This is a genomic window from Mesorhizobium sp. LjRoot246, assembly GCF_964254115.1.
Classification (GTDB): Bacteria; Pseudomonadota; Alphaproteobacteria; order Rhizobiales; family Rhizobiaceae; genus Mesorhizobium.
Genome location: NZ_CAXUSN020000001.1, coordinates 4402088 through 4425594 on the forward strand (window position 1 = coordinate 4402088; position 23507 = coordinate 4425594).

The 23507-nt window shown below is 62.6% G+C and carries 29 protein-coding genes; 14 read left to right on the forward strand and 15 right to left on the reverse strand.

Annotated features, from left to right (window positions below):
* Nucleotides 1-25: 25 nt before the first annotated feature.
* Both ACSQ3L_RS21555 and ACSQ3L_RS21560 read right to left on the reverse strand, forming a co-directional pair.
* Complete coding sequence (locus tag ACSQ3L_RS21555; RefSeq protein ID WP_436161748.1) at nucleotides 26-1093, reverse strand: aldo/keto reductase; 1068 nt, start codon at nucleotides 1091-1093, stop codon at nucleotides 26-28.
* 114 nt (nucleotides 1094-1207) lie between these two features.
* Nucleotides 1208-1684: a hypothetical protein gene (locus tag ACSQ3L_RS21560; protein WP_436161749.1), complete on the reverse strand. Its 477-nt coding sequence runs from the start codon at nucleotides 1682-1684 to the stop codon at nucleotides 1208-1210.
* A gap of 396 nt (nucleotides 1685-2080) precedes the next feature.
* Here ACSQ3L_RS21560 and ACSQ3L_RS21565 point away from each other — a divergent pair, with 396 nt between their 5' ends.
* Nucleotides 2081-2245, forward strand: coding sequence for a hypothetical protein (locus ACSQ3L_RS21565; protein WP_436161750.1), 165 nt, complete (start codon nucleotides 2081-2083; stop codon nucleotides 2243-2245).
* 162 nt (nucleotides 2246-2407) lie between these two features.
* Here ACSQ3L_RS21565 and ACSQ3L_RS21570 read toward each other — a convergent pair whose 3' ends face one another.
* Nucleotides 2408-2914, reverse strand: coding sequence for a DUF1993 domain-containing protein (locus ACSQ3L_RS21570; RefSeq protein ID WP_436161751.1), 507 nt, complete (start codon nucleotides 2912-2914; stop codon nucleotides 2408-2410).
* A gap of 138 nt (nucleotides 2915-3052) precedes the next feature.
* On the opposite strand from ACSQ3L_RS21570, the gene ACSQ3L_RS21575 reads away from it, so the two are divergent.
* A complete protein-coding gene (locus ACSQ3L_RS21575; RefSeq protein ID WP_436161752.1) occupies nucleotides 3053-4105 on the forward strand; it encodes a DUF1176 domain-containing protein in 1053 nt (350 codons plus the stop codon).
* 40 nt (nucleotides 4106-4145) lie between these two features.
* On the opposite strand, the gene ACSQ3L_RS21580 is transcribed toward ACSQ3L_RS21575, so the two are convergent.
* The 8 genes from ACSQ3L_RS21580 to ACSQ3L_RS21615 all read right to left on the reverse strand — a co-directional run bounded on the left by ACSQ3L_RS21580 (nucleotide 4146) and on the right by ACSQ3L_RS21615 (nucleotide 11933).
* Nucleotides 4146-5318 (reverse strand): epoxide hydrolase family protein, encoded by a 1173-nt coding sequence (locus ACSQ3L_RS21580; protein WP_436161753.1) that lies wholly within the window; start codon nucleotides 5316-5318, stop codon nucleotides 4146-4148.
* 92 nt (nucleotides 5319-5410) lie between these two features.
* The gene (locus ACSQ3L_RS21585; RefSeq protein WP_436161754.1) at nucleotides 5411-6268 is read right to left on the reverse strand and encodes an alpha/beta hydrolase; all 858 of its coding nucleotides are present in this window, start codon (nucleotides 6266-6268) and stop codon (nucleotides 5411-5413) included.
* A gap of 245 nt (nucleotides 6269-6513) precedes the next feature.
* Entirely contained in the window at nucleotides 6514-8124 is a 1611-nt protein-coding gene (locus ACSQ3L_RS21590; RefSeq protein WP_436161755.1) for an NTP transferase domain-containing protein, read from the reverse strand.
* Nucleotides 8121-8825 carry an XdhC family protein gene (locus tag ACSQ3L_RS21595; protein WP_436161756.1) on the reverse strand — a complete coding sequence of 235 codons (705 nt, stop codon included), beginning with the start codon at nucleotides 8823-8825 and terminating at the stop codon, nucleotides 8121-8123. Before ACSQ3L_RS21595 ends, ACSQ3L_RS21590 begins: the two co-directional genes overlap by 4 nt.
* Before the next feature lie 6 nt (nucleotides 8826-8831).
* The gene (locus ACSQ3L_RS21600) at nucleotides 8832-9170 is read right to left on the reverse strand and encodes an XdhC family protein (protein ID WP_056594403.1); all 339 of its coding nucleotides are present in this window, start codon (nucleotides 9168-9170) and stop codon (nucleotides 8832-8834) included.
* Between the two features lie 61 nt (nucleotides 9171-9231).
* On the reverse strand, nucleotides 9232-10476 hold the full coding sequence (locus ACSQ3L_RS21605; RefSeq protein WP_436161757.1) for a vWA domain-containing protein: 1245 nt from the start codon (nucleotides 10474-10476) through the stop codon (nucleotides 9232-9234).
* 3 nt (nucleotides 10477-10479) lie between these two features.
* Nucleotides 10480-11409: an AAA family ATPase gene (locus ACSQ3L_RS21610; protein ID WP_436161758.1), complete on the reverse strand. Its 930-nt coding sequence runs from the start codon at nucleotides 11407-11409 to the stop codon at nucleotides 10480-10482.
* On the reverse strand, nucleotides 11406-11933 hold the full coding sequence (locus ACSQ3L_RS21615) for a flavin reductase (protein ID WP_292645515.1): 528 nt from the start codon (nucleotides 11931-11933) through the stop codon (nucleotides 11406-11408). The genes ACSQ3L_RS21610 and ACSQ3L_RS21615 overlap by 4 nt, the downstream gene beginning before the upstream one ends.
* 179 nt (nucleotides 11934-12112) lie before the next feature.
* On the opposite strand from ACSQ3L_RS21615, the gene ACSQ3L_RS21620 reads away from it, so the two are divergent.
* Both ACSQ3L_RS21620 and ACSQ3L_RS21625 read left to right on the forward strand, forming a co-directional pair.
* Complete coding sequence (locus ACSQ3L_RS21620) at nucleotides 12113-13186, forward strand: branched-chain amino acid ABC transporter substrate-binding protein (protein WP_436161759.1); 1074 nt, start codon at nucleotides 12113-12115, stop codon at nucleotides 13184-13186.
* A complete protein-coding gene (locus ACSQ3L_RS21625) occupies nucleotides 13186-14211 on the forward strand; it encodes a P1 family peptidase (protein WP_436161760.1) in 1026 nt (341 codons plus the stop codon). The genes ACSQ3L_RS21620 and ACSQ3L_RS21625 overlap by 1 nt, the downstream gene beginning before the upstream one ends.
* A gap of 9 nt (nucleotides 14212-14220) precedes the next feature.
* Here the strand turns inward: ACSQ3L_RS21625 and ACSQ3L_RS21630 are convergent, their stop codons facing one another.
* Entirely contained in the window at nucleotides 14221-14475 is a 255-nt protein-coding gene (locus ACSQ3L_RS21630) for a DUF2171 domain-containing protein (RefSeq protein ID WP_436161761.1), read from the reverse strand.
* A 126-nt stretch (nucleotides 14476-14601) separates the two neighbouring features.
* On the opposite strand from ACSQ3L_RS21630, the gene ACSQ3L_RS21635 reads away from it, so the two are divergent.
* Genes ACSQ3L_RS21635 through purB form a run of 3 tightly spaced genes read left to right on the forward strand, consistent with a single transcriptional unit; the run spans nucleotide 14602 to nucleotide 17216 of the window.
* A complete protein-coding gene (locus tag ACSQ3L_RS21635) occupies nucleotides 14602-15327 on the forward strand; it encodes a DUF2259 domain-containing protein (protein ID WP_436161762.1) in 726 nt (241 codons plus the stop codon).
* Nucleotides 15324-15848, forward strand: coding sequence for a hypothetical protein (locus tag ACSQ3L_RS21640; protein ID WP_436161763.1), 525 nt, complete (start codon nucleotides 15324-15326; stop codon nucleotides 15846-15848). Before ACSQ3L_RS21635 ends, ACSQ3L_RS21640 begins: the two co-directional genes overlap by 4 nt.
* Before the next feature lie 60 nt (nucleotides 15849-15908).
* Nucleotides 15909-17216 carry an adenylosuccinate lyase gene (gene purB / locus ACSQ3L_RS21645; RefSeq protein WP_292182983.1) on the forward strand — a complete coding sequence of 436 codons (1308 nt, stop codon included), beginning with the start codon at nucleotides 15909-15911 and terminating at the stop codon, nucleotides 17214-17216.
* Between the two features lie 26 nt (nucleotides 17217-17242).
* On the opposite strand, the gene ACSQ3L_RS21650 is transcribed toward purB, so the two are convergent.
* Nucleotides 17243-18055: a VOC family protein gene (locus ACSQ3L_RS21650; protein ID WP_436161764.1), complete on the reverse strand. Its 813-nt coding sequence runs from the start codon at nucleotides 18053-18055 to the stop codon at nucleotides 17243-17245.
* 249 nt (nucleotides 18056-18304) lie between these two features.
* On the opposite strand from ACSQ3L_RS21650, the gene ACSQ3L_RS21655 reads away from it, so the two are divergent.
* Nucleotides 18305-18859 (forward strand): RBBP9/YdeN family alpha/beta hydrolase, encoded by a 555-nt coding sequence (locus tag ACSQ3L_RS21655; protein ID WP_436161765.1) that lies wholly within the window; start codon nucleotides 18305-18307, stop codon nucleotides 18857-18859.
* A 6-nt stretch (nucleotides 18860-18865) separates the two neighbouring features.
* Here ACSQ3L_RS21655 and ACSQ3L_RS21660 read toward each other — a convergent pair whose 3' ends face one another.
* Both ACSQ3L_RS21660 and ACSQ3L_RS21665 read right to left on the reverse strand, forming a co-directional pair.
* The gene (locus ACSQ3L_RS21660; protein ID WP_436161766.1) at nucleotides 18866-19639 is read right to left on the reverse strand and encodes an HpcH/HpaI aldolase family protein; all 774 of its coding nucleotides are present in this window, start codon (nucleotides 19637-19639) and stop codon (nucleotides 18866-18868) included.
* Nucleotides 19640-19746: 107 nt separating this feature from the next.
* Nucleotides 19747-20067, reverse strand: coding sequence for a DUF1476 domain-containing protein (locus ACSQ3L_RS21665; protein ID WP_292189236.1), 321 nt, complete (start codon nucleotides 20065-20067; stop codon nucleotides 19747-19749).
* A gap of 275 nt (nucleotides 20068-20342) precedes the next feature.
* On the opposite strand from ACSQ3L_RS21665, the gene purC reads away from it, so the two are divergent.
* The 6 genes from purC to ACSQ3L_RS21695 all read left to right on the forward strand — a co-directional run bounded on the left by purC (nucleotide 20343) and on the right by ACSQ3L_RS21695 (nucleotide 23503).
* Nucleotides 20343-21137, forward strand: coding sequence for a phosphoribosylaminoimidazolesuccinocarboxamide synthase (gene purC / locus ACSQ3L_RS21670; RefSeq protein WP_378979352.1), 795 nt, complete (start codon nucleotides 20343-20345; stop codon nucleotides 21135-21137).
* Nucleotides 21138-21165: 28 nt separating this feature from the next.
* Nucleotides 21166-21408, forward strand: a complete 243-nt coding sequence (gene purS, locus ACSQ3L_RS21675) for a phosphoribosylformylglycinamidine synthase subunit PurS (RefSeq protein WP_027028126.1) — start codon at nucleotides 21166-21168, stop codon at nucleotides 21406-21408.
* An 18-nt stretch (nucleotides 21409-21426) separates the two neighbouring features.
* On the forward strand, nucleotides 21427-21681 hold the full coding sequence (locus tag ACSQ3L_RS21680; RefSeq protein WP_127293463.1) for a hypothetical protein: 255 nt from the start codon (nucleotides 21427-21429) through the stop codon (nucleotides 21679-21681).
* Complete coding sequence (gene purQ, locus ACSQ3L_RS21685; RefSeq protein WP_436161767.1) at nucleotides 21678-22346, forward strand: phosphoribosylformylglycinamidine synthase subunit PurQ; 669 nt, start codon at nucleotides 21678-21680, stop codon at nucleotides 22344-22346. The genes ACSQ3L_RS21680 and purQ overlap by 4 nt, the downstream gene beginning before the upstream one ends.
* Before the next feature lie 87 nt (nucleotides 22347-22433).
* Complete coding sequence (locus ACSQ3L_RS21690) at nucleotides 22434-23099, forward strand: glutathione S-transferase family protein (protein ID WP_436161768.1); 666 nt, start codon at nucleotides 22434-22436, stop codon at nucleotides 23097-23099.
* The gene (locus ACSQ3L_RS21695; protein ID WP_436161769.1) at nucleotides 23096-23503 is read left to right on the forward strand and encodes a hypothetical protein; all 408 of its coding nucleotides are present in this window, start codon (nucleotides 23096-23098) and stop codon (nucleotides 23501-23503) included. The genes ACSQ3L_RS21690 and ACSQ3L_RS21695 overlap by 4 nt, the downstream gene beginning before the upstream one ends.
* The last annotated feature ends 4 nt before the right edge of the window (nucleotides 23504-23507 follow it).

Below are 23507 nucleotides of genomic sequence, written 5' to 3' on the forward strand. Positions count from 1 at the left end.
AGTATTCGGCCGCAGCCAATCCCGTTCAAGGACAGGGATTGCCGACCCGCTGGTGGATCGCATCCACCGCCTTCTGCATCTCTTCGGTCCAGACGACATCGACTGAGGACAGCGCCATGTCGAGCTGCGCAACGGTCGTCGCGCCGACGATGTTCGAGGTCACGAACGGCCGGCTCGAGACATAGGCGTTGGCAAACAGGGCCGGCTCCAGGCCAAAGGAGCGCGCCAGCTCATTGTATTCGAGCTGTGCTTCGGCCGCACCTGGCGTTTCGTAGCGCTGGCCGCGATTGAACAGCTGCGAGCGCGAGCCTTGCGGGCGGGCGCCGTGGTCGTATTTGCCGGTGAGGTAGCCCTGCGCCAACGGCGAATAGGGCAGCAACGACACCTGCTCGCGTTCGCAGACCTCGGCGAGGTTCACCTCGAAGGTGCGGTTGACGAGATTGTAGGCGTTCTGGATCGACGCGACGCGCGGGCCGATGCCTTTGTCGGCCTCGGCAAGGAAACGCATCACGCCCCAGGAACTCTCGTTCGACAGGCCGAAATGACGGATTTTTCCCGCCTTCACCAGTTCGTCGAAGACGCCAAGCGTCTCGGCGATCGGCGTTTCGTCGGTCGGTGCGCCGACAGAATCGGCGCGCGGCGATACGGCGCCGATGCGCGTCGGATTGGCACCCCAGGGGATGTCCCGCTCAGGCCAATGGATCTGATAGAGGTCGATATAGTCGGTGCCGAGCTTGGCCAGCGATTTGTCGATGGCGTCGAAGATGTCGGCGCGCACCAGTTGCGAGGGCCTGTCGCCGCGAAACCATGCGTTGGCTGTGCGACCGACGACTTTGGAGGCCAGGATCACCTTGTCGCGGTTGCCGTTGGCCTTCATCCAGTTGCCGATGATCTTTTCGGTCCGTCCTTGCGTCTCCGCCTTGGGTGGGATCGGGTAGAGTTCGGCGGTGTCGATGAAATTGACGCCGCGCGAGAAAGCCAGGTCCATCTGGGCGTGGCCCTCGGCCTCGGTGTTCTGCTGGCCCCAGGTCATGGAGCCCAGGCAGATCTGGGTAACAAGAAGATCGGTCCGACCGAGACGGCGTTTATGCATGGAATTCGGCTCCGAGGAAGGCTGGCGCGACTGCGCGGGAGGAAGCGCATCTATAGGGAAAGCAGAGCCGCTCTCCAAGTCTCGCAGAACCGACTTTTGCGTGAACCAGCCGGATTAGCGGCGAGCACCGGCCAGCGCGCGGCGCTTGGCCTCGTCAATCAGCATGTTGGCCACCTGCATGCGGATCATGGCGCGCTGGCGCAGATGCGGGGCGACACGGTCGGGATGATTGGCAAAGGCAAAGCTGCGGCGCATGCGGCCAAAATCGGCGACCTGCTTGGGCTGATTGAGGCCGAGTTCGATGGCAATGGCTTCGGGATCGATCGGCGGCAGTTTTTCCTCGGGTTTTGGGTCCTCGCCGGCGAGAGCCAGTTTGGCATGATCGAGCAAGGCGGCGAATTCGGTCGCCAGATCAGCACCCGCCTCGCGATATTCGGCAGCGGAAACCTTGATGCGGCCGGAATGGAGTTCATCGGCCACCGAGAGATAGTCGAACGGGATGGATGGACGAGCGCCGGCCTGTTCGCCCTCGATCCCATCATCCCCAATTCCGTCATCCCTGTCGGGGGTGACGAAGAGATCGTCGAGCAATGAAGCGAAATCACGCTTGGCGCCAGTAGCGATGTCAGCCTCCCCATGTCCCGACTGTGCAAGCTATAAAGCATAGAACCGGCTCGTTAAAAATGCATGCCACCGATCTTAACGAATTTAGCGTTGCCCGGGCTCGCCGATTGACTATCCGTAATCCCAAAACAAAAAGCCGGACCGCACTTTCATGCAGTCCGGAATTCGCCAGGAGTGGCGAGGAAAAACCGGCCTTGTAGCCAGCATTCGAGGCTACGATGCGCGTCGGCCAAAAGTTTCATCCGGTTGCAGAAAATGGCGAAAAATTCGCCAAGACATGGCAGGTATGCAAATGCTGCACTGCACAATTGTCACGATTCACGTATATTAGCAGCCGTGGAGGACCAATTTGGGGCTTGAATCATGGGTTTCTTCACTGAAATGTTCGCCCGGCCGCGGCCGCAGGAGCATTTGAGATACCGTTCGGCGCTCGCGCTGCTTCATTCGATGAGCAATGCCGACCGCGCCGACATCGGCATCAAGCCGGCCGACTTCCCCCGCGTCGCCCGCGAAATGTCCATTCGCTAGTGCATGTCGCCCAAAAGTGAACTCGGTTTTGGGGGAACGACATGCACAAAAACAAAGACCTAAACCGGGTCGCCTGAATCCCTTCGGGCGCGACACGCTTTAGGTACATCCGGTTTTCAGGATGTCCCGGATCAATCCGGGACATCTCCAAGAACTCAATCCTTAGCGCGTTCCCAGGAACGTCGCCTTGCCCAACGGCACGCCGTTGTGGCGAAGGATGTCGTAAGCCGTGGTGAGGTGGAAATAGAAGTTGGGCATCGCCACATGCAGTAGATACTGCAGGCCGGGTATCGAGCTTTCACGTCCGCCAAGCTTCAGCTCAATGATCTTGTCGTCGGAGCCGTCGAACTCGGGAGCCGAAAATGTGCCCAGAAGGTCCAGGGTCTTGGTGATGCGCGCCTGGATTTCGGCGAAACTCGCCTCATTGTCCTCGTATCTCGGCACTTCGCGACCGGCGAGCCGTGACGGCGCGCCCTTGGCATGATCGGTGGCGATCTGCACCTGCCTGGTCAAGGCGAACATGTCTGGCGCCAGCCGCGCCGTCAAAAACACCTGCGGGTCGATCTTGCGGTCAAGCGCATTCTGTTCGGCGGTCGCCAGCACGTTGGAAAGCGCTTTCAGCCTGGCCGAAAACACAGGCACGGATGCCTCATACATCGATATCGTCACGTCAAATCTCCTGTCCGGCCGAGCGCCGGCGGACGCGACGTAGCGCCTTCGCGCATGATTTTTCAAGACCGCCGACGCCGCGTCACCACGTTGCCGCAATCGCCATCGTAGAATCTCTCTATCGAGCGGAGATTCCCGATGAGACGCGCCCTTTTCGCAGCGACTGCCTTTCTCTCCCTTGCCACCGCAGGCCAGGTCGCATTGGCCGCCGAAGATGCACCCGAAGCGCCGTATGTCGACGACCGGTCGAGCGCCGACGCGGTTGTCCGTTCGCTCTACAGCGCCATCAGCCGGCATGAATTCGCCCGCGCATGGGGGTATTTCGGCGATACAAAGCCGGCAAAGGATTTCGACAGTTTCGTCAAGGGCTTTGATGGCACAGACAAGGTCGAGGTCGCGATCGGGGCTGTTTCCGACGAAGGTGCGGCCGGCAGCATTTTCTACAACGTTCCCGTCGCCATTCGCGCCACGGACAAGGCCGGCGGCGAAAAGGTCTTTGCCGGCTGCTATACGCTGCGCCAGGTGAATGCCCAGGTCCAGGCCGCGCCGCCCTTCGATCCGATCCACATCGAAAAAGGGGCGCTGAAACCCTCCACCGCCGATTTCGAGGAAGCGCTGCCGCCAAGCTGCGGCGACGGGCCGCCGCCACCGAAGAAGGACACAGCACTGGAGCAGGCCAAGAAGGCGTTTCTGGCGACCTATGGCGACCAGTGCGACAAGCAGTTCCTGGCCGACGAGCCGACCGTCTTTTCAATCAAATACAAAGACAAGGACGCGCAGCCCGGCGACCCCGACAAGGAGACGCGGCTGTTCCATTTCTCCTGCTCGGCCGCCGCCTACAATGAAAGCTCTATCTACTACATGACCGACGAAGTCTCGGGCGTGCAGCAATTGCAGTTCGCCGAACCCAAGATGGACATCCGCTACGAGAACAATGACAGCGACGGCAAATTGCTGGGCATGACCATCGTCGGCTTCCAGACGTCCGGCTGGGCGGTCAATTCCGACTATGACGAGGCTACCCAGACGATCACCACGTTCAACAAGTGGCGCGGGGTCGGCGATGCATCCGACGCAGGCACGTACCTGTTCCGCAACGGCAATTTCTCGCTGGTCCAGTACGACGTCGATGCGTCCTATGACGGCGAGGAAAATCCGCAGACGGTTGTCGACTACAACACCGCGCCCTAGGGACGACCAATCAGGAACGCGTTCGACCTGCCCTTCGCATTCACCTTCTCGATCCAGGCTGCGAACGTATCGGCCGAAAGAAGGCGCGAATGTCCTGCACCAGAAGATTCGGTTCCTCCAGCGCAGCGAAATGGCCGCCCCGCGGCATCGGCGTCCATCGCTGGACGTCGAAGACCCTCGCCACCCAGGAGCGCGGCGGCATTGGCAACTCGCGGGGGAAAAGCGCTACCCCAAGCGGTGGCGAAACGCGTTCCCGCGCCTTGAAGGCAAGAGGGGAGAGCCGATTCTCCTTGTAGAGCCGCAAGGACGAGGTGAGCGCATTGGTGAACCAGTAGAGAGAAACGTCCGTGAGGAGCGCGTCCATGCCAAAGGCGCGCTCCACGTCACCGTCGCAATCGCTCCAGGAACGGAACTTCTCGATCATCCAGGCAGCGAGACCGATCGGCGAGTCTGTCAGCGCATAAGCAAGCGTCTGAGGCTTCGTGCCCTGCAGGTGGGCATAAGCGCCCTCCGTTTCCGTCCAGGCCGCAGCCTTGTCCAGAAATGCCTGTTCCTCAACGGTGACAGGAGGCTGAGCTGCACCCAAGGGTGGCCGATAGCTCCCGGGAATGTAATTGACGTGGATGCCAAGCACGTTTTCAGGAAAGAGCCGTGCCATCCAGGCGGAGACGCCCGCGCCGATGTCGCCGCCCTGGCAAGCGAAGCGGCCATAGCCAAGCCTGCGCATCAACTGCACCCATAGCTCCGCGATGCGGCCGGAGTGGAAGCCTGGTTCCGTCGGCGCCTGCGAGAAGCCGTATCCGGGCAACGATGGAACCACAACGTGAAAAGCGTCGGCCGGATCACCACCATGGGCAGATGGATCCGTTAGCAATGGAATGATTCGTTCCATTTCGATGAAGGAACCGGGCCAGCCATGCGTGATGATCAACGGCAGCGGCGCCGGTCCGGTGCCGGGCTGGTGGACAAAATGGACGTCCAGGTTGTTCACCCTCGCCATATATTGCGGCAGCCGGTTCAGCCGCGCCTCTTGCGCTCGCCAGTCGAACCGATCTCGCCAGTAATCCGCAAGGCGCTCAATGAACGGTAGGTCGGCCCCGTCGTTCCAGCCTGTTTGGATTGACGAAACTGGCCATCGCGTTGCGTGAAGACGGTTGTGGAGATCCTCAAGTTGTTCGTTCGTAATCTGGATCTTGAAAGGGTGAGCGTCCATAGCCGTGCTTCCGAGTTGCTGAACCAGATCAGCCTACACCAACAAGAGGATATCGGCCGAGCCCATGACCACTGCGCTTTGGCCGATATGCGTCACGGCGCCTTCGACAGCATCCAGTTGAGCGTGCCGCGCCAGTCGGTCATGCGGATCGGCGTACCGTGGGTGCCGGTCTCGAAACGGACGAAACGGGTCGGATACGGGTAGGCTTTCGATTTGGCGATGATCGAGCGGAAGAAGGCTTCCTGCTTTTCCACCGGGAAAACCACGTCATGGCTGCCCTGGCCGAAGAAAACCGGGACATGGCGCCTGAAGGCGGGGCTGGCGAGGAAACCCTCGTCCCATAGCGAGCCCAGCAGCAGCAGCCCATTGATGCGCCGGCCGGTATCGTTGCGGGCTGCGAGCTTCCAGCACAGCGCACCGCCCATCGAGCCGCAGGCGACGAAGATCTTCGCGCCTGGCGATTGTTCGGCATAATGACCGATCAGCGCCGCCACCTGTGCCGCGCCCTTGTCGCCGAAATCGATAAAATCCGGACTGAGATAGAGGCCGCCATTGCCGGCCATCAGGTTCTTGAGCCGGTTGAAATTGCCGCCGAAGGTGAAGTCGTCGACGCCTTGCTTGCGGCTGCCCCCCTGCCCGTGCAGGTAAAGCACGATGATGCCGGCGCCCTCGGTCTTGCCGACGGCGACATGCCTGACATCGCCGGCATCGGTCTTCAGCAGCAGATCCTGCTGCACCTTGCGAACGCTGGTGTCTGTGTATTGAGCGTTCACCCGGCGCTCGGGCACCTGGTCCCGCTGGTTGATGTCACGCATCTCGCGGTAGTCGATGACCGTGTAGGCACCGTTGCTGTCGGACGACAGCGTGGCCGGATAGGCGAAGAGATCGTCCTTGAAGGGTTTCAGAGATGACGTGTCGGCGTTGGCGGCCGGAGAAAATAAGAAAAGCATTGCCGTGAGGATAGCGCGGCACGCCCCCCTCTGGCCTGCCGGCCATCTCCCCCTCAAGGGGGGAGATTGGCAGTTTAGATGGCGGCGCCCATCTTGGTTTGAAGATTGGCGAAATCCAAAGGTGCATCCAATCTCCCCCCTTGAGGGGGAGATGGCCGGCAGGCCAGAGGGGGGTAAAGGCGCAAACGCAGAGGGGAGGAACCGGAGAGCCATACCGCAGGCATGCGTAATTCGGCTTGGGTTTGTCAATCCTGCAGCACGCCGCCGGCGCCTTCCAGCGCCTCGCGTGTGTCGACATCGACAGTTGCCGCCGCGCCGATCTCGACATCGATGACATCGAGCCCTTCGGTCTCGACCAGATGGCGTGCGCCGGTGTCGCCTTCGAGATGGGCGATGGCTGGAAACAGCGAACGCGGCAGAAGCACCGGGTTGCCGCGCTTGCCGTCATGCGAGGCGCGGACCACGGCATTGCCGCCGGCCTTGCGGAAAGCATCGATCAGCCTGTCGAGATCGTCGGACGTGATATCAGGCATGTCGCCGAGCACGATCATCACTCCGGCGGAATCCTCAGGCAGATAGGCGATGCCGGCCTTCAGCGAGGTGGACAGGCCTTCGGCAAAATCGGGATTGTCGGCGAAGGTCACGTCGAGGCCCGCCAGTGCCGCGCGCACCCGCTCGCGCTGGTGGCCGGTAACAACAATCGTGCTGGACGCCTTCGAGCCGAGCGCCCGTTCGGTGGTGCGGCGCACCAGCGGCTTGCCGTCGAACAGCGCCAAAAGCTTGTTCGGTCCACCCATGCGGCTTGAGCGGCCGGCCGCCAGCAGCACGATGCCGACCTTGAGCTGGCTTTTGGCCGGCAACGGTTCGCGCGGCTGTGGTCGTGTCGGGATTTCCATCAACAGCCCGCCGACCCCCATGCCGGCAATATCCCTGGCGGTGACGTCGAGACCGGCAATCAATCGATCCAGCACCCAGTCGAAGCCGTTCTCCTTGGGACTGCGAGCGCAGCCGGGCGCACCGATGACGCGCTTGCCGCCGAGCGTGCCGAGCACCAGCAGATTGCCGGGATCGACCGGCATGCCCGCGCGGATGACAGTCCCACCCGCCATTTCGATCGCAGCCGGAATGACATCGGCGAAATCGCTCATCGCCGAGGCGCCGAAGATCACCACCATGTCGTTGTCGCGCGCCAGGGAGGCCGCAGCCTCCGCCACCGGCGCGATCTCATGCGGCGTGCGGCGCTCGGCCGTCAGCCTGCCGCCTGTGCGCGCCAGCCGCGCCTCGGTGACGCGCAGCGTCTTGTCGAGCACACTTGGCTTGATGCCCGGCAGAACCGTCTGGATGACGCCGACCCGTACCGGCTGGTAGGCGTTGACGGCAAAGATCTCACCACCGGCGCAGATTTTTGTCGCGGCGCCGACCAATGCTGAACTGACCGCGAAGGGAATGATCTTCACCGTCGCGACCATCTGGCCTTTCTCGACCGGCGCATGCCGCGCCAGCGTGGCGATGGTGATGGCCGGATCGATGGCATTGATGGCGTCGACAACAGCGGCATCGACCGTGAAGATGCCCGACGCCTTGGCATGAAGGTTGACCCGCCCGGTCGCGGCCGGCTTGGCCTCGATGCCGCGAAAGGTCATGCTCTCGGCGATCGTTTGTGCGGCGGCATCCTCGCCGAGGTCGTCGGCGGCCAGCACGGCCGCCACGACCTCAGAAATGCCGGCGGCCCGCAGCAGCGCCACATCTTCCGCGCTCAGCCTGTGCGCCTTGCGGAAGCGGCGTTCACCAGCGGTGGTGGAGTGCGCCAGCACCGCGCCTTCCGCCGTCTCGATCGGGATCGGGCCGAATTTCACGCCGCCGCACCCTTGGCGTCGAGACCGCGCGAGCGGAAGGCCTGGATGGCTTGCGCCAGCACCGCAACGGCGATCTCGGCCGGGCTGGCAGCACCAATGTCGAGCCCGATCGGCGCATGGATACGGGCGATCTGGTCGGCGCTCGCCCCCAACGCCAGCAGGCGTTCGACGCGCTTGGCGTGCGTCTTCCTGCTGCCGAGCGCGCCGACATAGAAGCAGTTGGCGTCGAGCGCGGCCTTCAGGGCGAAATCATCGACCTTCGGGTCGTGGGTGACGGCGGCAAGCGCGGTGTAACTGTCGAGCGGCTGGCGCTTCAGCACATCCTCCGGCCATTCGGCATGGAGCGCCACGTCGGGAAAGCGGTCCGGCGTGGCGAAGGCGGTGCGGGGGTCGATGATTTCCACGGGGTAGCCGGCAATCCTGGCCATCGGCGCCAGCGCCTGGCTGATATGAACGGCGCCGATCACCACGAGGCGCGGCTGCGGCAGATGCGCATTGAGAAAGAAAGTCCGTCCCTCGGCCTCGACCGAACCGGAATTGCCGGTGCGGAATGCCCTGGCGATCGCCGTTCCGAGATCGCCGGCGACCTGATCGCCCTCGCGCACGATACGGTCACGGCCGTCGCCAAGATCGGTGATAAGGATCGCCGCGCGGCGGGCACGGCGTTCGGCGTTCAGTGTTTTCAGTGCATAGGGATCCATTGAAGATCAGCCGAGCCTTTCAACATAGACCTTGATGCGGCCGCCACAGGACAGGCCGACCTGCCAGGCGGTTTCGTCGGCAACGCCGAACTCCAGCATCCTCGCCTTGCCGCTGTCGATGACGTCGATGGCCTCGGTGACAACAGCGCCTTCGACGCAGCCGCCAGAGACGGAGCCGTGGAAATTACCGTCGGCGTCGATGACCAGATGGCTGCCTACGGGTCGGGGCGCCGAACCCCAGGTCTCGACAACTGTCGCGATGGCCACGTCCTTGCCGTCCTTCATCCAGCCTTCCGCGATGATCAGGGGGTCGCGGGCCTCATCCAGATAAATGCTGTTTTCCATGACCGTTTCTCTAGGAGTCTGTTTTTCTCGAGGATCTGTTTTTCGGGTGAGAAAGATATGGTTATGCGGCGTGCCTCGCGCCAGCATCCAGCCATCGGCGAGGATCGACAGACTGAGCCGACTTCTTGTCCAGAGACGCGCAGAGATCGGCCAGCGCATCGAGATTGTGCACCGAGCGGAACTCGTCGACATGCGGCAACATCGCCTTGACGCCGCGGGCACGCGCCTGGAAACCGTCGAAGCGCAGCAACGGGTTCAGCCAGATCAGCCGCCGGCAGGATTTGTGCAGGCGCTCCATTTCCTCCGACAGGCCGGCGACGTCGTCGCGCTCCAGCCCGTCGGTAATCAGAAGCACGACCGCGCCCTGCCCCAGCACGCGCCGCGACCATATCAGGTTGAACTCGGCCAGCGTATCGCCGATGCGGGTGCCGCCCGACCAGTCCCTGACCGCCGCCGAACAGTCTGCAAGGGCTGCATCCGGGTCGCGATGGCGCATCTGCCGGGTCAGGTTGGTCAGCCTTGTGCCGAAGACGAATGTGTGCACGCGCCGGCGCTTTTCCGTCAACGCATGAAGAAAATGCAGGAAGATGCGCGTGTACTGGCTCATCGAGCCGGAAATGTCGGCCAGCACAACCAGAGGCGGATGAACCTCGCGGGCTGAGCGGAACTTCGGCAGGATCAGTTCGCCGCCGGTGCGCGCCGCCGAACGCATCATGGCGCGCGGATCGATGCGGCGGCCATGCGCATCGGCCTTGAAGCGGCGGGTCCGCACCATGTCGAAAGGCAGCCGCAGCTCGGCGATCGCCTTTTTGGCATCGGCCATCTCGGCGGCGTTCATCTGGGCAAAATCCTTAGCCCGCAGCACCTCGTTGCCAGAGAAGGTGAAGCGGGCGTCGACCTCGATCTCGGGGATTTCCTGCGGCGGCTGGTTCTTCTGGTGGCCCTCGAACATCGCCTGGCTGACGCGGTTTTCAGCCGTGCGCGGCTTCTGCTTTTCCCTGTTGTCGGGCGCCACCGGCGAAAACATCGCCAGCATTTTCTCGATCAGTTCTCGCGACTTCCAGAACAGTCGGAAGGCTTCGTCGAAAGTGGCGTGATCCTCATGCCTGGACACCAGCACGGCGTGCAGCGTCCAGTAGAAATCATCGCGCGAACCGATGCCGGCGGCGAGCACCGCCTCGATGGCGTCCTTGACCGAGGCCGGCCCGACGCGCATGCCTGATTTGCGCAAGGTGCGGGCAAAATAGACGATGTTGTCGGCGATCCGTCCGTGCGGCATGGCCTCTTTCGGTTCGGGGCGCGGCATCGCCTACTCCGCCGCCGAAAGCTCGGCCTTCACCTCGTTGAGGATGCGCCGGCCTTCGCCCTGTTCGATGCGGGCAATGTCGTCCTGGTACTTCAACAGCACGCCGATCGTGTCGGAGACGGTTTCCGGGTCTAGCGCCACCTTGTCCAGTTCGGTCAGCGCGCCGGCCCAGTCGATGGTTTCGGCGACACCAGGCACCTTGAACAGTTCGATCTGGCGCAGCTTCTGGATGAAGGAGACCACTTCGGCCGAAAGCCGCTGGTTGGCCTGCGGCACCTTGCGGCGCACGATCTCCAGTTCGCGCTCGGCATTGGGATAGTCGACCCAGTGATAGAGGCAGCGCCGCTTCAGCGCATCGTGGATTTCGCGGGTGCGATTGGTGGTGATGATGACGATCGGCGGTTCCTCCGCCTTGATGGTGCCGAGTTCAGGCACGGTCACCTGGAAATCGGACAGGATTTCGAGCAGGAAGGCCTCGAACGCCTCGTCGGTGCGGTCGAGCTCGTCGATCAGCAAGACAGGCGCAGCGCCCGTCTTGCCGGTCAGCGCATCGAGCACGGGGCGGCGGATCAGGTATTTTTCGGAGAAGACGTTGCGCTCCATGGCGGAACGCTCGACCTTGCCGGCCGCCTCCTCCATACGGATCTCGATCATCTGCGCGGCGTAATTCCACTCGTAGACGGCAGACGAGACATCGAGGCCTTCATAGCATTGCAGGCGGATCAGGCGGCGGCCAAGCGCCTGCGCCAGCACCTTGGCGATCTCGGTCTTGCCGACGCCGGCCTCACCCTCGAGGAACAGCGGCCGCTTCATGCGCAACGACAGGAACAGCACGGTCGCCAGCGACCGGTCCGCCACATAGTCCGCGCCGGTCAGGAGATCGAGCGTCTCGTCGATCGTCCGCGGCGCGGCGCGCGGTTTCAGCTCGGTCATTCTTTCTCCGTGAACGCCGCCGCTCCGCTTTCCAGAACGTGGTAGCCGCGGGCGTGGTAGATCAGCGGCCGCAAATTATCGCCCATCCGCAGCCCTGTCACCTTGCCAAAAAGCACACGATGGGTGGCCAGGTCCTTGGTGTCGATCAATTCGCAGTCGAACACGGCGAGCGCGCCCTTCAGCGTCGGCGCACCGGTGGAGATCACGTCCCACTCGCCGAGCGCGAAGCGCTCCTCGACCGGCAGGCCGGTGATGCCGGAAAAGCCGATCGAAAGCGGCTCCTGATGCGAAGCCAGCGTGTTCAAGGCAAACCTGCCGTTTTTCACGAATGGCTCGTTCTTGGGATTTTCACGGTTGAGACAGACCAGAATGGTCGGCGGCGTATCCGAGACGGAACAGGCCGCGATCACCGTCGCGCCGCGCTTGCCGGCCGGCCCGTCGGTGGTGACCACATGGACGTGGCCGGCAAAATGGCTCATCGCGTCGCGATAGGCCTGCGGCCCAATGTCGTTCTTCTTCAGCACCGTATTTTTTCCATGGTCAGGATCCCACCGACATATATGGCCAGATATAGCCCGCCACAAGCGAAGTGCCTGAGCCATATCCCGAAATTCGCGTGTTGCACCAAGGCCGGGCAGCCTTTAGGTCTTGGCGGTAATAGTGCCAGGAGCATAGAACCGGCACGGAGGACTTCATCGCTCGAATGCGACCCAGGACAAGAACAATAGCGGCGCTGTTCTGGCTGTTTCTGGCCAACGCCGCCAGCGCCCAGACGCTGCTGGTCGGCGTCTCAGCACCCTTGTCTGGACCATCGGCCATTCTCGGCAAACAGGTCGAGGCCGGCACCGGCCTGGCGGCCGAAGCGAACGGCATCGAACTGAAGACGGTGGATGACGCCTGCACCGCCGATGGCGGCGCTGCCGCTGCCAGGGAATTCGCTGCCGCCAAGGTCAATATCGTGGTCGGATTCCTCTGCACCGAGGCGATCGAGGCGGCGATGCCGATCCTGAAGGACGCCGGCATTCCGGTCATCACCGTTGGCGTGCGAACCGAAAGCCTGACCGACCGCCGCGCCAAGACCGGCTGGCCGGTCTATCGGCTCGGCCCACGCGGCGACGACGAGCGCAACACCGTCGCCTCCACCCTCACCCGTCTGTGGCAGAGCGAGCTGTTCGCCATCATCGACGACGGCACCATCTATGGCCGTGAAATCGCCGAAACGCTGCGGGCTGAGGCCGAACAGGCGGCGCTGAAACCGGTATTCGTCGACACATTCCGGCCACAGCTCGACAATCAGATCGGCATGATCGGCAGATTGAAGAAGGCCGGCGCCACGCATGTCTTTGCCGGCGGCGACGGCGACGACATCGCCATCATGGGCCGCGATGCCGCCCAGCTCCAGGCAGGCATCGTCTTTGCCGGCGGCGAAAATCTGCGCACCCCGCCGGGCGACGTGCCTTATGCCGTGGGCACGCTGATGATCGCACCACCGGAATGGGCTGATGTCGCCGACCCCAAAGTGCTGGCAGCCTTTGACGCGCGGAAGGTCGTGGCTGACGGCTACACACTGCCCGCCTTTGCGGCGGTCGAAATCGCCAAGGCGGCGTCAGGCCTGTCCGAGAGCTCGGGCAAGCCGCTGACAGAAGCGCTGACCGGACAGGATTTCACCACGGAGATCGGGCCGATCCGCTTCGATGCGAAAGGCGATCTCAGCCAGAGCCCCTACCGTGTCTTTCGCTTCGACGGCACGCGCTTTGCGCCTTTGGAAAGCAACTGATGTTTCGCACCGGCCCTCGCAACCTGATCACCGACGTTGCCGGCCTGCGCGTCGGCAACGCGTCCGACGCCAGGCTGAAGTCCGGCGTCACGACGATCCTTTGCGACGCGCCGACAGTGGCCGGCGTCCAGATCCTGGGCGGTGCGCCGGGCACCCGCGAGACCGACCTGCTCGAACCGCACAATTCGGTCGATGTGGTGCACGCCGTGGTGCTCTCGGGCGGCTCGGCTTTCGGCCTCGACGCGGCATCCGGCGTGCAGGCGGCATTGCGCGAACGCGGCATCGGCCTTGAAGTCGGTGGCTTTCGCGTGCCGATCGTGCCCTCGGCGATCCTGTTCGACCTGCGCAATGGCGGAGACAAGGATTGGGGCCGTTATCCGCCCTACCGGGAGCTTGGCTATGAAGCAGCGCAAACCGCCACCGCCGATTTCCAGCTTGGCACGATCGGCGCCGGCACTGGTGCGCTGACGTCGGGGCTGAAGGGCGGCCTCGGCTCGGCGTCGACGCTGCTGGACAGCGGCGTCACCATCGGTGCGCTGGCAGCCGTCAATCCGACCGGCTCGGTGAGCATAGGCCGAACCCGCCATTTCTGGGCGGCCCCGTTCGAGATCGGCGACGAATTCGGCGGGCTTGGCTATCCCTCGCCGATGCCGGACGACGCCAAAAAGATCCTGCTGAAATATCGCGACAAGCTTGTCGGCGGGCAAATGGAGACCGGCGGCAACACCACCATCGCCGTCATTGCCACGGACGCGGTTCTCACCAAGGCAGCCGCAAAGCGCCTGGCGATCTCAGCGCATGACGGCTTCGTGCGCGCCATCTGGCCGACGCACACGCCGGCCGATGGCGACCTGGTGTTTGCGCTGGCGACAGGCACGAGTGGTATCGAACTCACCGCCGATGCGGCGATCGATCTCTATGCGACGGCCGGCGCCACCATGGCGCGGGCCATCAGCCGTGGCGTGTTTGCGGCAACGCCGGCCGAAAGCGATCTGTTTCCGGTGTGGTCGTCACGCTTGGGGTGAAGCGATCAATCAGACCCGATCGGACTTTTCTTCCTCGAACGTCACCGCGACATCGGAATTCGCCGACAGCCACACCTTCTTGCCATCGACCTCGGCAATCAGGCTCAGGGGAATGTAGTGGTGATGGCCCTTGTGAGCGCCCTCGCCGCTATCGACCTTGGTCAGTTTGATGCGCTGGCCGTCGACCTTGTCGACGGTGCCGACATGCACGCCATCGGCGCCGACGACTTCCATGTGCTCGCGAATTTTGCTGGTGTCGGTCATGGTGGTTCTCCATTGGGACTGCCGACGATAACAAATGACGGGCAGATTGGATGCATCGGCTTTCGCACTGCACGACGTTTTAATTCTGTCGTGCTAGTGGATGAGACGATCACGGGGTGAGGACCGATGCGAATACTCTTTCTGTTTGCGGTTGGCCTGCTTGCACAGTTCGCGACCTCGATCGCCGCCCGTGCCGGCGATGTCGCCGAACTCGAAATCCTCGGCTTCACCAAGGACGGCAGTGTCTTCGCTTTTGAGGAATATGGCGTGCAGGATGGATCGGGCTTTCCCTATGCCAACCGCTACTACATCGACACGAACGACGACAGCTTTCTCAAGGGCACGCCGATCCGGGTTCGGATCGAGGATGAGAATGCCAAACTGGACGCGGCACGCCTTCAGGCGCGGCAAAAAGGCGAAGCCATTGTTAGTCAGGCCGAACTGACCGCGAACAAAGGCATCACTGCCGGCTTCAACCCGGTGACCGAACTTTCGGCCGATCCGCACCGGATGGCGGTCAACCCGCGCCCGATCTTCTCGCCGGTCGACCAGCCGCTCGAATTCCGCCTTGACGAGCTTGGCATGAACAACACCCAAGGCTGCGAGAGCCAGGGCGAGATCAACGGCTTTCGGCTGCTGCGCATCGAGGCGCAGGATGGCGGCACCACGAAGCTGCTGCACGAGGACAAGGCGATACCGAAAAGCCGGGGTTGCCCGAACGGCTACCGTATCGGCGCGGTGCAGACGTTTTCCATGGACAGCCTTAGCGCCTACGCAGTGCTGATCGCGGTACGCCAATACGGCTTCGAAGGGCCTGATTTTCGCTGGATCGCGGTGACTGGCCGCCTGTGACACCGCTTCTTCAATCCGCTTCGCGCGGTCGTGTGCTCAACCGCCTTCGCCGCGCCGTACCGACGCCGCACACAGCGCTTTTCGGCGCCTCGCTGTGGGCCGTGACGATGGGCGCCAGCGCGCTCGTCACCCTGTTTTTGGACGATTGGGAGACGCCGGCGAAAATCCGCATCGTCACCATGCTGTTCGCGGTGGGAGCCGCGCTGGCCTTTCCGATCGGCCTGTTTGCCGCACGGCTGGTCTCGCAGGGCAGGCGCTGGGAGGTCGCCTTCGCGGCGGCGTTCGTATGCCTCGCCGCCGCGACGGTCGGGCTGACCGCCGGGCTGTTTGCCCTGCAATACCGCTCCTACTATGCCGAGTGGCATGCCCCTGCTTTCACCCACACCTGGGTCCTGCAGTTCATCTTCACGACGTTGGTTGCGCTCTACCAGTTCGTGGTGCTGGGCATCCGGCTTTATTTTCCGCTTGGTTTCGTCGCCCTGTTTGCCGCGAGTGTCTGGTTTGCGCGCCAGCGGCGTTGAGCATTTTGCTCGCCTCTGTTAGGACGCGGGCAAAACTTCTCGATACGTCAGGACTGACCGATGATCCCTCGCTATTCCCGGCCGGAAATGGTCGCCATCTGGTCGCCCGAAACCCGGTTCCGCATCTGGTTCGAGATCGAAGCCTATGCGTGCGACGCGTTGGCCGAACTCGGCGTGATTCCCAGGCAAGCGGCCAAAACCATCTGGGAAAAGGGCAGTGCGGCAAAATTCGATGTCGAGGCGATCGACGAGATCGAGCGCGTCACCAAGCACGACGTCATCGCCTTCCTGACCCATCTCGCCGAATTCGTCGGACCGGACGCCCGCTTCATCCACCAGGGCATGACCTCGTCGGACGTTCTCGACACCTGCTTTGCCGTGCAGCTTACCCGCGCCAGCGACATCCTGCTCGCCGATATCGACGGCTTGCTTGCGGCACTGAAGCGGCGTGCCTTCGAGCACAAGGACACCGTCACCATCGGCCGCAGCCACGGCATCCACGCCGAGCCGACAACCTTCGGCGTCAAGCTGGCGCAGGCCTATGCCGAATTCTCCCGCTGCCGCGAGCGGCTGGTGCACGCGCGCGAAGACATCGCCACCTGCGCGATTTCAGGCGCGGTCGGCACCTTCGCCAACATCGATCCTTATGTTGAGGAACACGTCGCGGCAAAGCTCGGCCTGAAGCCGGAGCCGGTGTCGACGCAAGTGATCCCGCGTGACCGCCACGCCATGTTCTTCGCCACGCTTGGTGTCATCGCCTCATCGGTCGAACGGCTGTCGATCGAGATCCGGCATCTGCAGCGCACCGAAGTGCTGGAGGCGGAAGAGTATTTTTCGCCGGGCCAGAAGGGTTCGTCGGCAATGCCGCACAAGCGCAACCCGGTGCTGACCGAAAACCTCACCGGTCTTGCCCGGATGGTCCGCTCCATGGCGCTGCCGGCGATGGAGAACGTGGCGCTCTGGCACGAGCGCGACATTTCCCACTCCTCGGTCGAGCGCATGATTGGCCCGGACGCCACGGTGACGCTCGATTTCGCGTTGTCACGGCTGACCGGCGTCGTCGACAAGCTGCTCGTCTATCCCGACAACATGCTGAAGAACATGAACAAGTTCCGCGGCCTCGTGCATTCGCAGCGCGTCATGCTGGCGCTGACGCAGGCGGGCCTGTCGCGCGAAGACTCCTACCGGCTGGTGCAGCGCAACGCCATGAGAGTTTGGGAGCAAGGCGCTGATTTTCTTGAAGAACTGTTGGCCGACAAGGAAGTGACCGCGGCCCTGCCCGAAGCCGAGATCCGCGAGAAATTCGACTTGGGCTATCACACCAAGCACGTCGATACGATTTTCAGGCGGGTGTTCGGGGAAGCTTGAGGTAAAGCGCTATATCGTCGCTGGCGTCAAGCCTTGCCGGGAACAGTCCTGATCACCGTGCCCCATGGGTCTTCGCGGGTCACCGGGCTGGTCACATTGTAGGAACGCATCTCCACCCAGGCGAGACCGGACCGGGTGGAATCGCGGCGGCCGGCGCCTGAACTCTGCCAGGCGTTGGCGCCGATGTGGTGGTGATAGCCGCCGGACGACAGGAACACCGCCTGGCCGCCATATTTGGCCACCGTGTCGAAGCCGAATTCCTGGTTCCACCAGGCCTCGGCCTCTTCCGGCCTGCCGACACGCAGGTGGACATGGCCGACGATGCTGTTTTCCGGTGCGCCCTGCCAGCCGGCATCACCCGCCGGCACTTCGGCAACGACGGACGGAATGTTCAGCCGCTCTGTCGCCATGGCAATCTTGTCGCCATTCCACTTCCAGTCCTGCGGACGGCGGTCGGCATAGATCTCGATGCCGTTGCCTTCGGGATCGGTCAGGTACAGTGCTTCGCTGACCAGATGGTCGGAAGCGCCCTCGATAGCGATCTTGTCTGACATGGCGTGGTTGATCCAGCGGCCGAGATCGGCGCGGCTGGGCAGCAGGAAGGCGGTGTGGAACAGGCCGGCGCCGCGCGGATCATCCGGCTTGGCCGAAGCATCCGGCTCAAGCACCAGCAACGGACGGTTGGCGGCGCCCAGCGTGATAGCGCCATCGGCGCGGCTCAACTCCTGCAAACCGACCACGCTGCGATAATATGCGGCAAGACTTTCGGCGTCGCGTGCCTTCAACCCGACGCGCGCAACGCTGACCGGAGTGGTGGCGGCAAAAGGCAGTTCACTCATCAGATGCTCCGTTCGACCGGCCTGCGGCGAAACTCCCAGGGCGAGAAGCCCCGCGCCGCCGATCATTGTACGTCGTGTCAGTTCCAAAGTCAGGGTTCCCACACACGGCTGTTTCTTTTCCTGACCACAGATCGTCCATCGGCATCGTTCACACAAGATGCGAAGAAGCGAACATGGTGTTCACTATTGTGATCAAAAGCGGCGTTCCTGCCGGTTGCACGAAGCGATGCCGCTCGCTATCTCAGCGCCATGAAGGTCAAGGAAGCAGATATTCTGATCGTACCGGGCTACACCAATTCCGGCCCGGACCATTGGCAGAGCCGCTGGCAATCGAAGCTGTCGACGGCGCGCCGCGTCGAACAGGCGGAGTGGTCGAAGCCGGTGCGCGAGGACTGGACGGCGAGCGTTGCAAAGGCGGTCAACGAGGCCGAGCGACCGGTCGTGCTGGTCGCGCACTCGCTCGGCGTCGCCACGGCAGTGCAGGCCATTCCGCGGTTCCGCAAGCCGGTTGCCGGGGCCTTCTTCGTGGCGCCGCCCGATGTCGCCAATCCCGAGATAAGGCCCAGGCACCTGATGACCTTCGGCCCCTACCCGCGTGAGCTGCTGCCCTTTCCCTCGATCGTGATCGCCAGCCGCAACGATCCGTTCTGCGCCTTCGATGTCGCCGAGGACATTGCCGGAGCCTGGGGGTCGCTGTTCATCGATGCCGGCGAGACCGGTCACCTCAACGCGGATTCCGGCTTTGGTCCTTGGCCCGAAGGGTCGATGACCTTCGCTAAATTCCTGACGGATTTGAAGCCCTGAGCGTCTTCAGGAGCCGATCGAATCGCGAACGCTCCTGATCAGGGTTTTCGCGCCAAGCCCGATCAGCGCGTGTTCCGAGCCCATGGCCAGCAGGCGATAGCCCATCGACACGACGCGGCCGGCAATTGCCGGTTCGACAACATAGATCGCCGCATGTTTGCCGGCCTTGCGGGTGCGCTCGGCGACCGACGCTACTGTCTCCATCATGCTTTCCAGCGTCGAACTGACGGTCGCGCCATTGCTCCAGGCGATCGAGAAATCGGACGGGCCGAGGAAGATGCCGTCGATGCCGGGCGTGTCGAGAATGCCGTCGAGCGCATCGAGGGCCGCGCGCGTCTCGACCATGGCGAAGGCCATGGTGCGCTGGTTGGTGTCGCGCAGCCACTCGGCCTGGTCGCCCTTGCCGTGGCGCGGAAAGGCGTAGGTCGGCCCCCAGGAGCGCTCGCCGAGCGGCGGGTATTTCATGGCGGCTGCGAACAGTTTTGCATCGGCCACCGAATTCACCATCGGCGCGATGACAGCCTCGGCACCGAAATCGAGCGCGCGGCTTGCCATGTCGAAGCGACCGACGGGAATGCGCACCAGCGCCGGCTTGCCGGCAGCCAGTACCGGCACCAGGCCACGCAACACGCTGTCTTCGTGATGGCCGCCATGCTGCATGTCGAGCGTCACGGCATCAAAACCCTGCTTGGCGACGATTTCGACAGTCAAGGCATCCGGCACGCCGGACCATGCGGTGAGCAGCGTTTCATCGGCCGCCAGGCGGGACTTCAGGGACATGGACTCTTCCTTGTTAACGATCGCAGTTTCAGCCGGAAACCGCGGCAAAGGCAAAGAAAAACCGCCCGGATAGGTCGGGCGGTCGATTGGTCCAGCGCGTGGTTGGATCAGGTGTTCTTGATCTGCTCGATCGCCTGCGCCATCAGCTCATCCATGGTGCGGCGGATCTGGTGGTCGGACTGCTCGACACCGGCCGCATCGAAATCCCCGCGGATCTTGCGGAACACGTCGTGGTCGCCGGCTTCCTCGATGTCGGAAACGACCACTTCCCTGGCATAGGCGTCGGCGTCGGCGCCGGACTTCCCGAGCTTTTCGGCGGCCCAAAGGCCGAGCGCCTTGTTGCGGCGCGCCGAGGCCTTGAACCGAAGCTCCTCGTCGAATGCGAATTTGCGCTCGAAGCCTTCTTCACGGTCCTTCATGCTGTTCATGGGCGTCCCTCCGGGTCAAATTCGATTCGTTGGCAGTGAATATGTGTGTTGCCAAAGCACAAACCAAAAGGTCGCGGGCCGGTCAATACGCTTCATCGCATGCTGCGCTGCGGCATTTCAGTCCCGAAAGCGGTTGATTGGGAGGATTTGCCGATTGAGCAAACGATGTGATTGGGATAGACCCGGCATTGAACCCTACCGTAGCCGCACTATTTCAGGCAGACGGGCAGGAAACGGTCGCTTGCCGCCTGTCCGGAACCCCAGAGAAAAATCAGATGAAAAATCGCCGCCGCATTTATGAAGGCAAGGCCAAGATCCTCTATGAGGGACCCGAGCCGGGTACGCTCATCCAGTTCTTCAAGGACGACGCAACCGCGTTCAACAAGAAGAAGCATGAAGTGGTCGACGGCAAGGGCGTGCTCAACAACCGCATTTCCGAGCACATCTTCAACCATCTCAACCGCATGGGCATTCCGACCCACTTCATCCGCCGGCTCAACATGCGCGAGCAGCTGATCAAGGAAGTCGAGATCATTCCGCTCGAAATCGTCGTGCGCAATGTCGCCGCCGGTTCGCTGTCCAAGCGCCTCGGCATCGAGGAAGGCACGGTTTTGCCGCGCTCGATCATCGAATTCTACTACAAGGCCGACGCGCTCGACGATCCGATGGTGTCGGAAGAGCACATCACGGCGTTCGGTTGGGCGAGCCCGCAGGAAATCGACGACGTGATGGCGCTCGCCATTCGCGTCAACGACTTCCTCTCCGGCCTGTTCATGGGCGTCGGCATCCAGCTCGTCGACTTCAAGATCGAATGCGGCCGCCTGTTCGAGGGCGACATGATGCGCATCGTCGTCGCCGACGAGATTTCGCCGGACTCCTGCCGTCTGTGGGACGTGGCTACGCACGACAAGCTGGACAAGGATCGTTTCCGCCGCGACATGGGCGGCCTCGTCGAGGCCTATCAGGAAGTTGCCCGCCGCCTCGGCATCATGAACGAGAACGAGCCGCCGCGCCCGACCGGTCCGGTGCTTGTCGCCTCGACCGATGGCCTCAAAGGCAAGCCGCACTAACCCGGAATCGAACAGGAGCATGTCCAGCGTGATCAAGGCCCGCATTACCGTCACCCTCAAGAACGGCGTACTCGATCCGCAAGGCAAGGCAATCGAACACGCGCTGTCGGGCCTGGGCTTCGGTGGCGTCGGCGCGGTGCGGCAGGGCAAGGTGTTCGACGTCGAGCTGGCGGAAAGCGACAAGGCCAAGGCCGAGGCTGATCTCAAGGCCATGTGCGACAAGCTGCTGGCGAATACGGTGATTGAGAATTATAGTGTGACACTTACCTGAGGTTGTGTCGGAGGCACTATGCCGGAAGTCACGAATGAACTGATGTTCGAGCTTATGAAGCGTGTGCATCACGAAATCGGTGAGCTTCGTCAGGATGTTTCCGAGACGAAACGGGAGTTGAATGTGATGCGGGGTCACATGGTGGCAACGCAAAGTGATATCCACAACATCTACGGCATTCTCGCCCGGCAAGACGAGCGTCTTGAACGCATAGACAGACGTCTCGACCTGCGCGAACTCGCCGAAGCCCAGAGGCCTTACGAACCAAAATGAAATCAGCCGTTGTCCTTCTTCCCGGCCTCAACCGCGACCGCGACATGATCGCTGCGCTGACCAAGATTTCGGGACAACCGCCGGTTACGGTCTGGCAGACCGACACCGAAATCCCCGATGTCGACCTGATCGCCATTCCGGGCGGTTTTTCCTTCGGCGACTATCTGCGCTGCGGCGCGATCGCCGCGCGTATGCCGGTCATGCGGGCAGTGGCCGAAAAGGCGGCCCAGGGCGTTATGGTCATCGGCGTCTGCAACGGTTTCCAGATCTTGGTCGAGGCCGGCCTGCTGCCGGGCGCCTTGATGCGCAACACCTCGCTGAAATTCGTTTGCCGGCAGGTCAAGCTCGAGATCACCAACGCCAACACCATGTTCACCCGCCGCTACCATCCGGGCCAGATCATCCGCACGCCGGTCGCGCATCATGACGGCAATTATTTCGCCGACGCTGACACGCTTGCCCGTCTCGAGGGCCAAGGCCAGGTGGTGTTCCGCTATGCGGAGGGCACCAACCCCAATGGCTCGATCAACGACATTGCCGGCATCGTCAACGAGCGCGGCAATGTGCTCGGCCTGATGCCGCACCCGGAAAACCTGATCGAAGCAGCCCATGGCGGTACCGATGGCCGTGGATTGTTCGAGAGTGCCCTCGGCATCGCTGCCTGAAATCATCGAAGCGAACAGCTTGAAAACAGCCGGACATTCCTGTCTCTTTGTCGGGGCAAGTCCGCATCATTGGGGAGAGAGACGGTCATGAAACTCTATTCGCGGCCGTTGTCGCCCTACTCGTCCATCGTACGAGCACTAGCCTACATCAAGGACGTGCCGCTCAAGATCATCGCGCCGCCGCCAGGCTTTCCCATCCCGGAAGCGTTTCGCGCCATTTCACCGATGAACCGAATTCCGGTGCTAATCACCGGCTCGGGCGAAACCATCGTCGAATCGGTGGTCATCGCCGAGTATCTTGAGGAACGCTTTCCGGAACCGGCGCTGCTGCCGCCCGATACCAAGGACCGCGCGCTGGTGCGCATGTTCGCCCGCATCACCGATCTCGATGTGCTGACCCCGATGATGAAGCTTTTCGAGCTTCATTCCGTGCCGAAGCGAAACAGTGCCGAGATCGACGCCCAATTCACCCGCCTGCATCACGGACTGGCGGCGATCGAGGCGCGCATGGCGCAAGGGCCTTTCGCGCTCGGTGACGACATCAGTTTCGCCGATGCCTGGCTGACGCCGACGCGGTTCATCTTCAACAATTTCCGAGGCATGACGGGACGCCACGACCTGCTCGACGCCTATCCCAAATTCGACGCCTATGAACAGATCGCCTCGCAACATCCGGCATTGTCGCGGGTGTGGGGCGAAATGACCGACGGCTTGAAGATCTTCCTGTCCGAGCTTGAGATGGGTGCCGCTTGATCAGAAACAGGACGATCGCCCTGGTTGCGGCGGCAGGCTTTGCGCTGGCATCCTGCCAGTCGACCCCAAAGGCCACGCCTGTTCCGTCGGGCAAAAGTGCTGCGCTGCTGGCCATGGAACAGGTGGCGATCGCTGCCCACAAATGCTGGATCGCCAGCAAGGACCCGGCCTTCAAGCAGTATCAGATGGCCAATGAGCTGAATTCGTACAGCGGCACGCCGCGTTTCCTGCTGGTCCCGGCCAAGCACTATGGCGGCAAACCGCTGCTGGTCGTACAGGCGCAAGGCAATTCGAGCCGCGTCGACGTCTTTGGACCGCTGATGAACGATCCGCTCGGCGCTCGCATCGGCTCCGACATCGCTCGTTGGCAGGCAGGCAATCCCTCCTGTGCGGCGGCCGCTTAGCGCA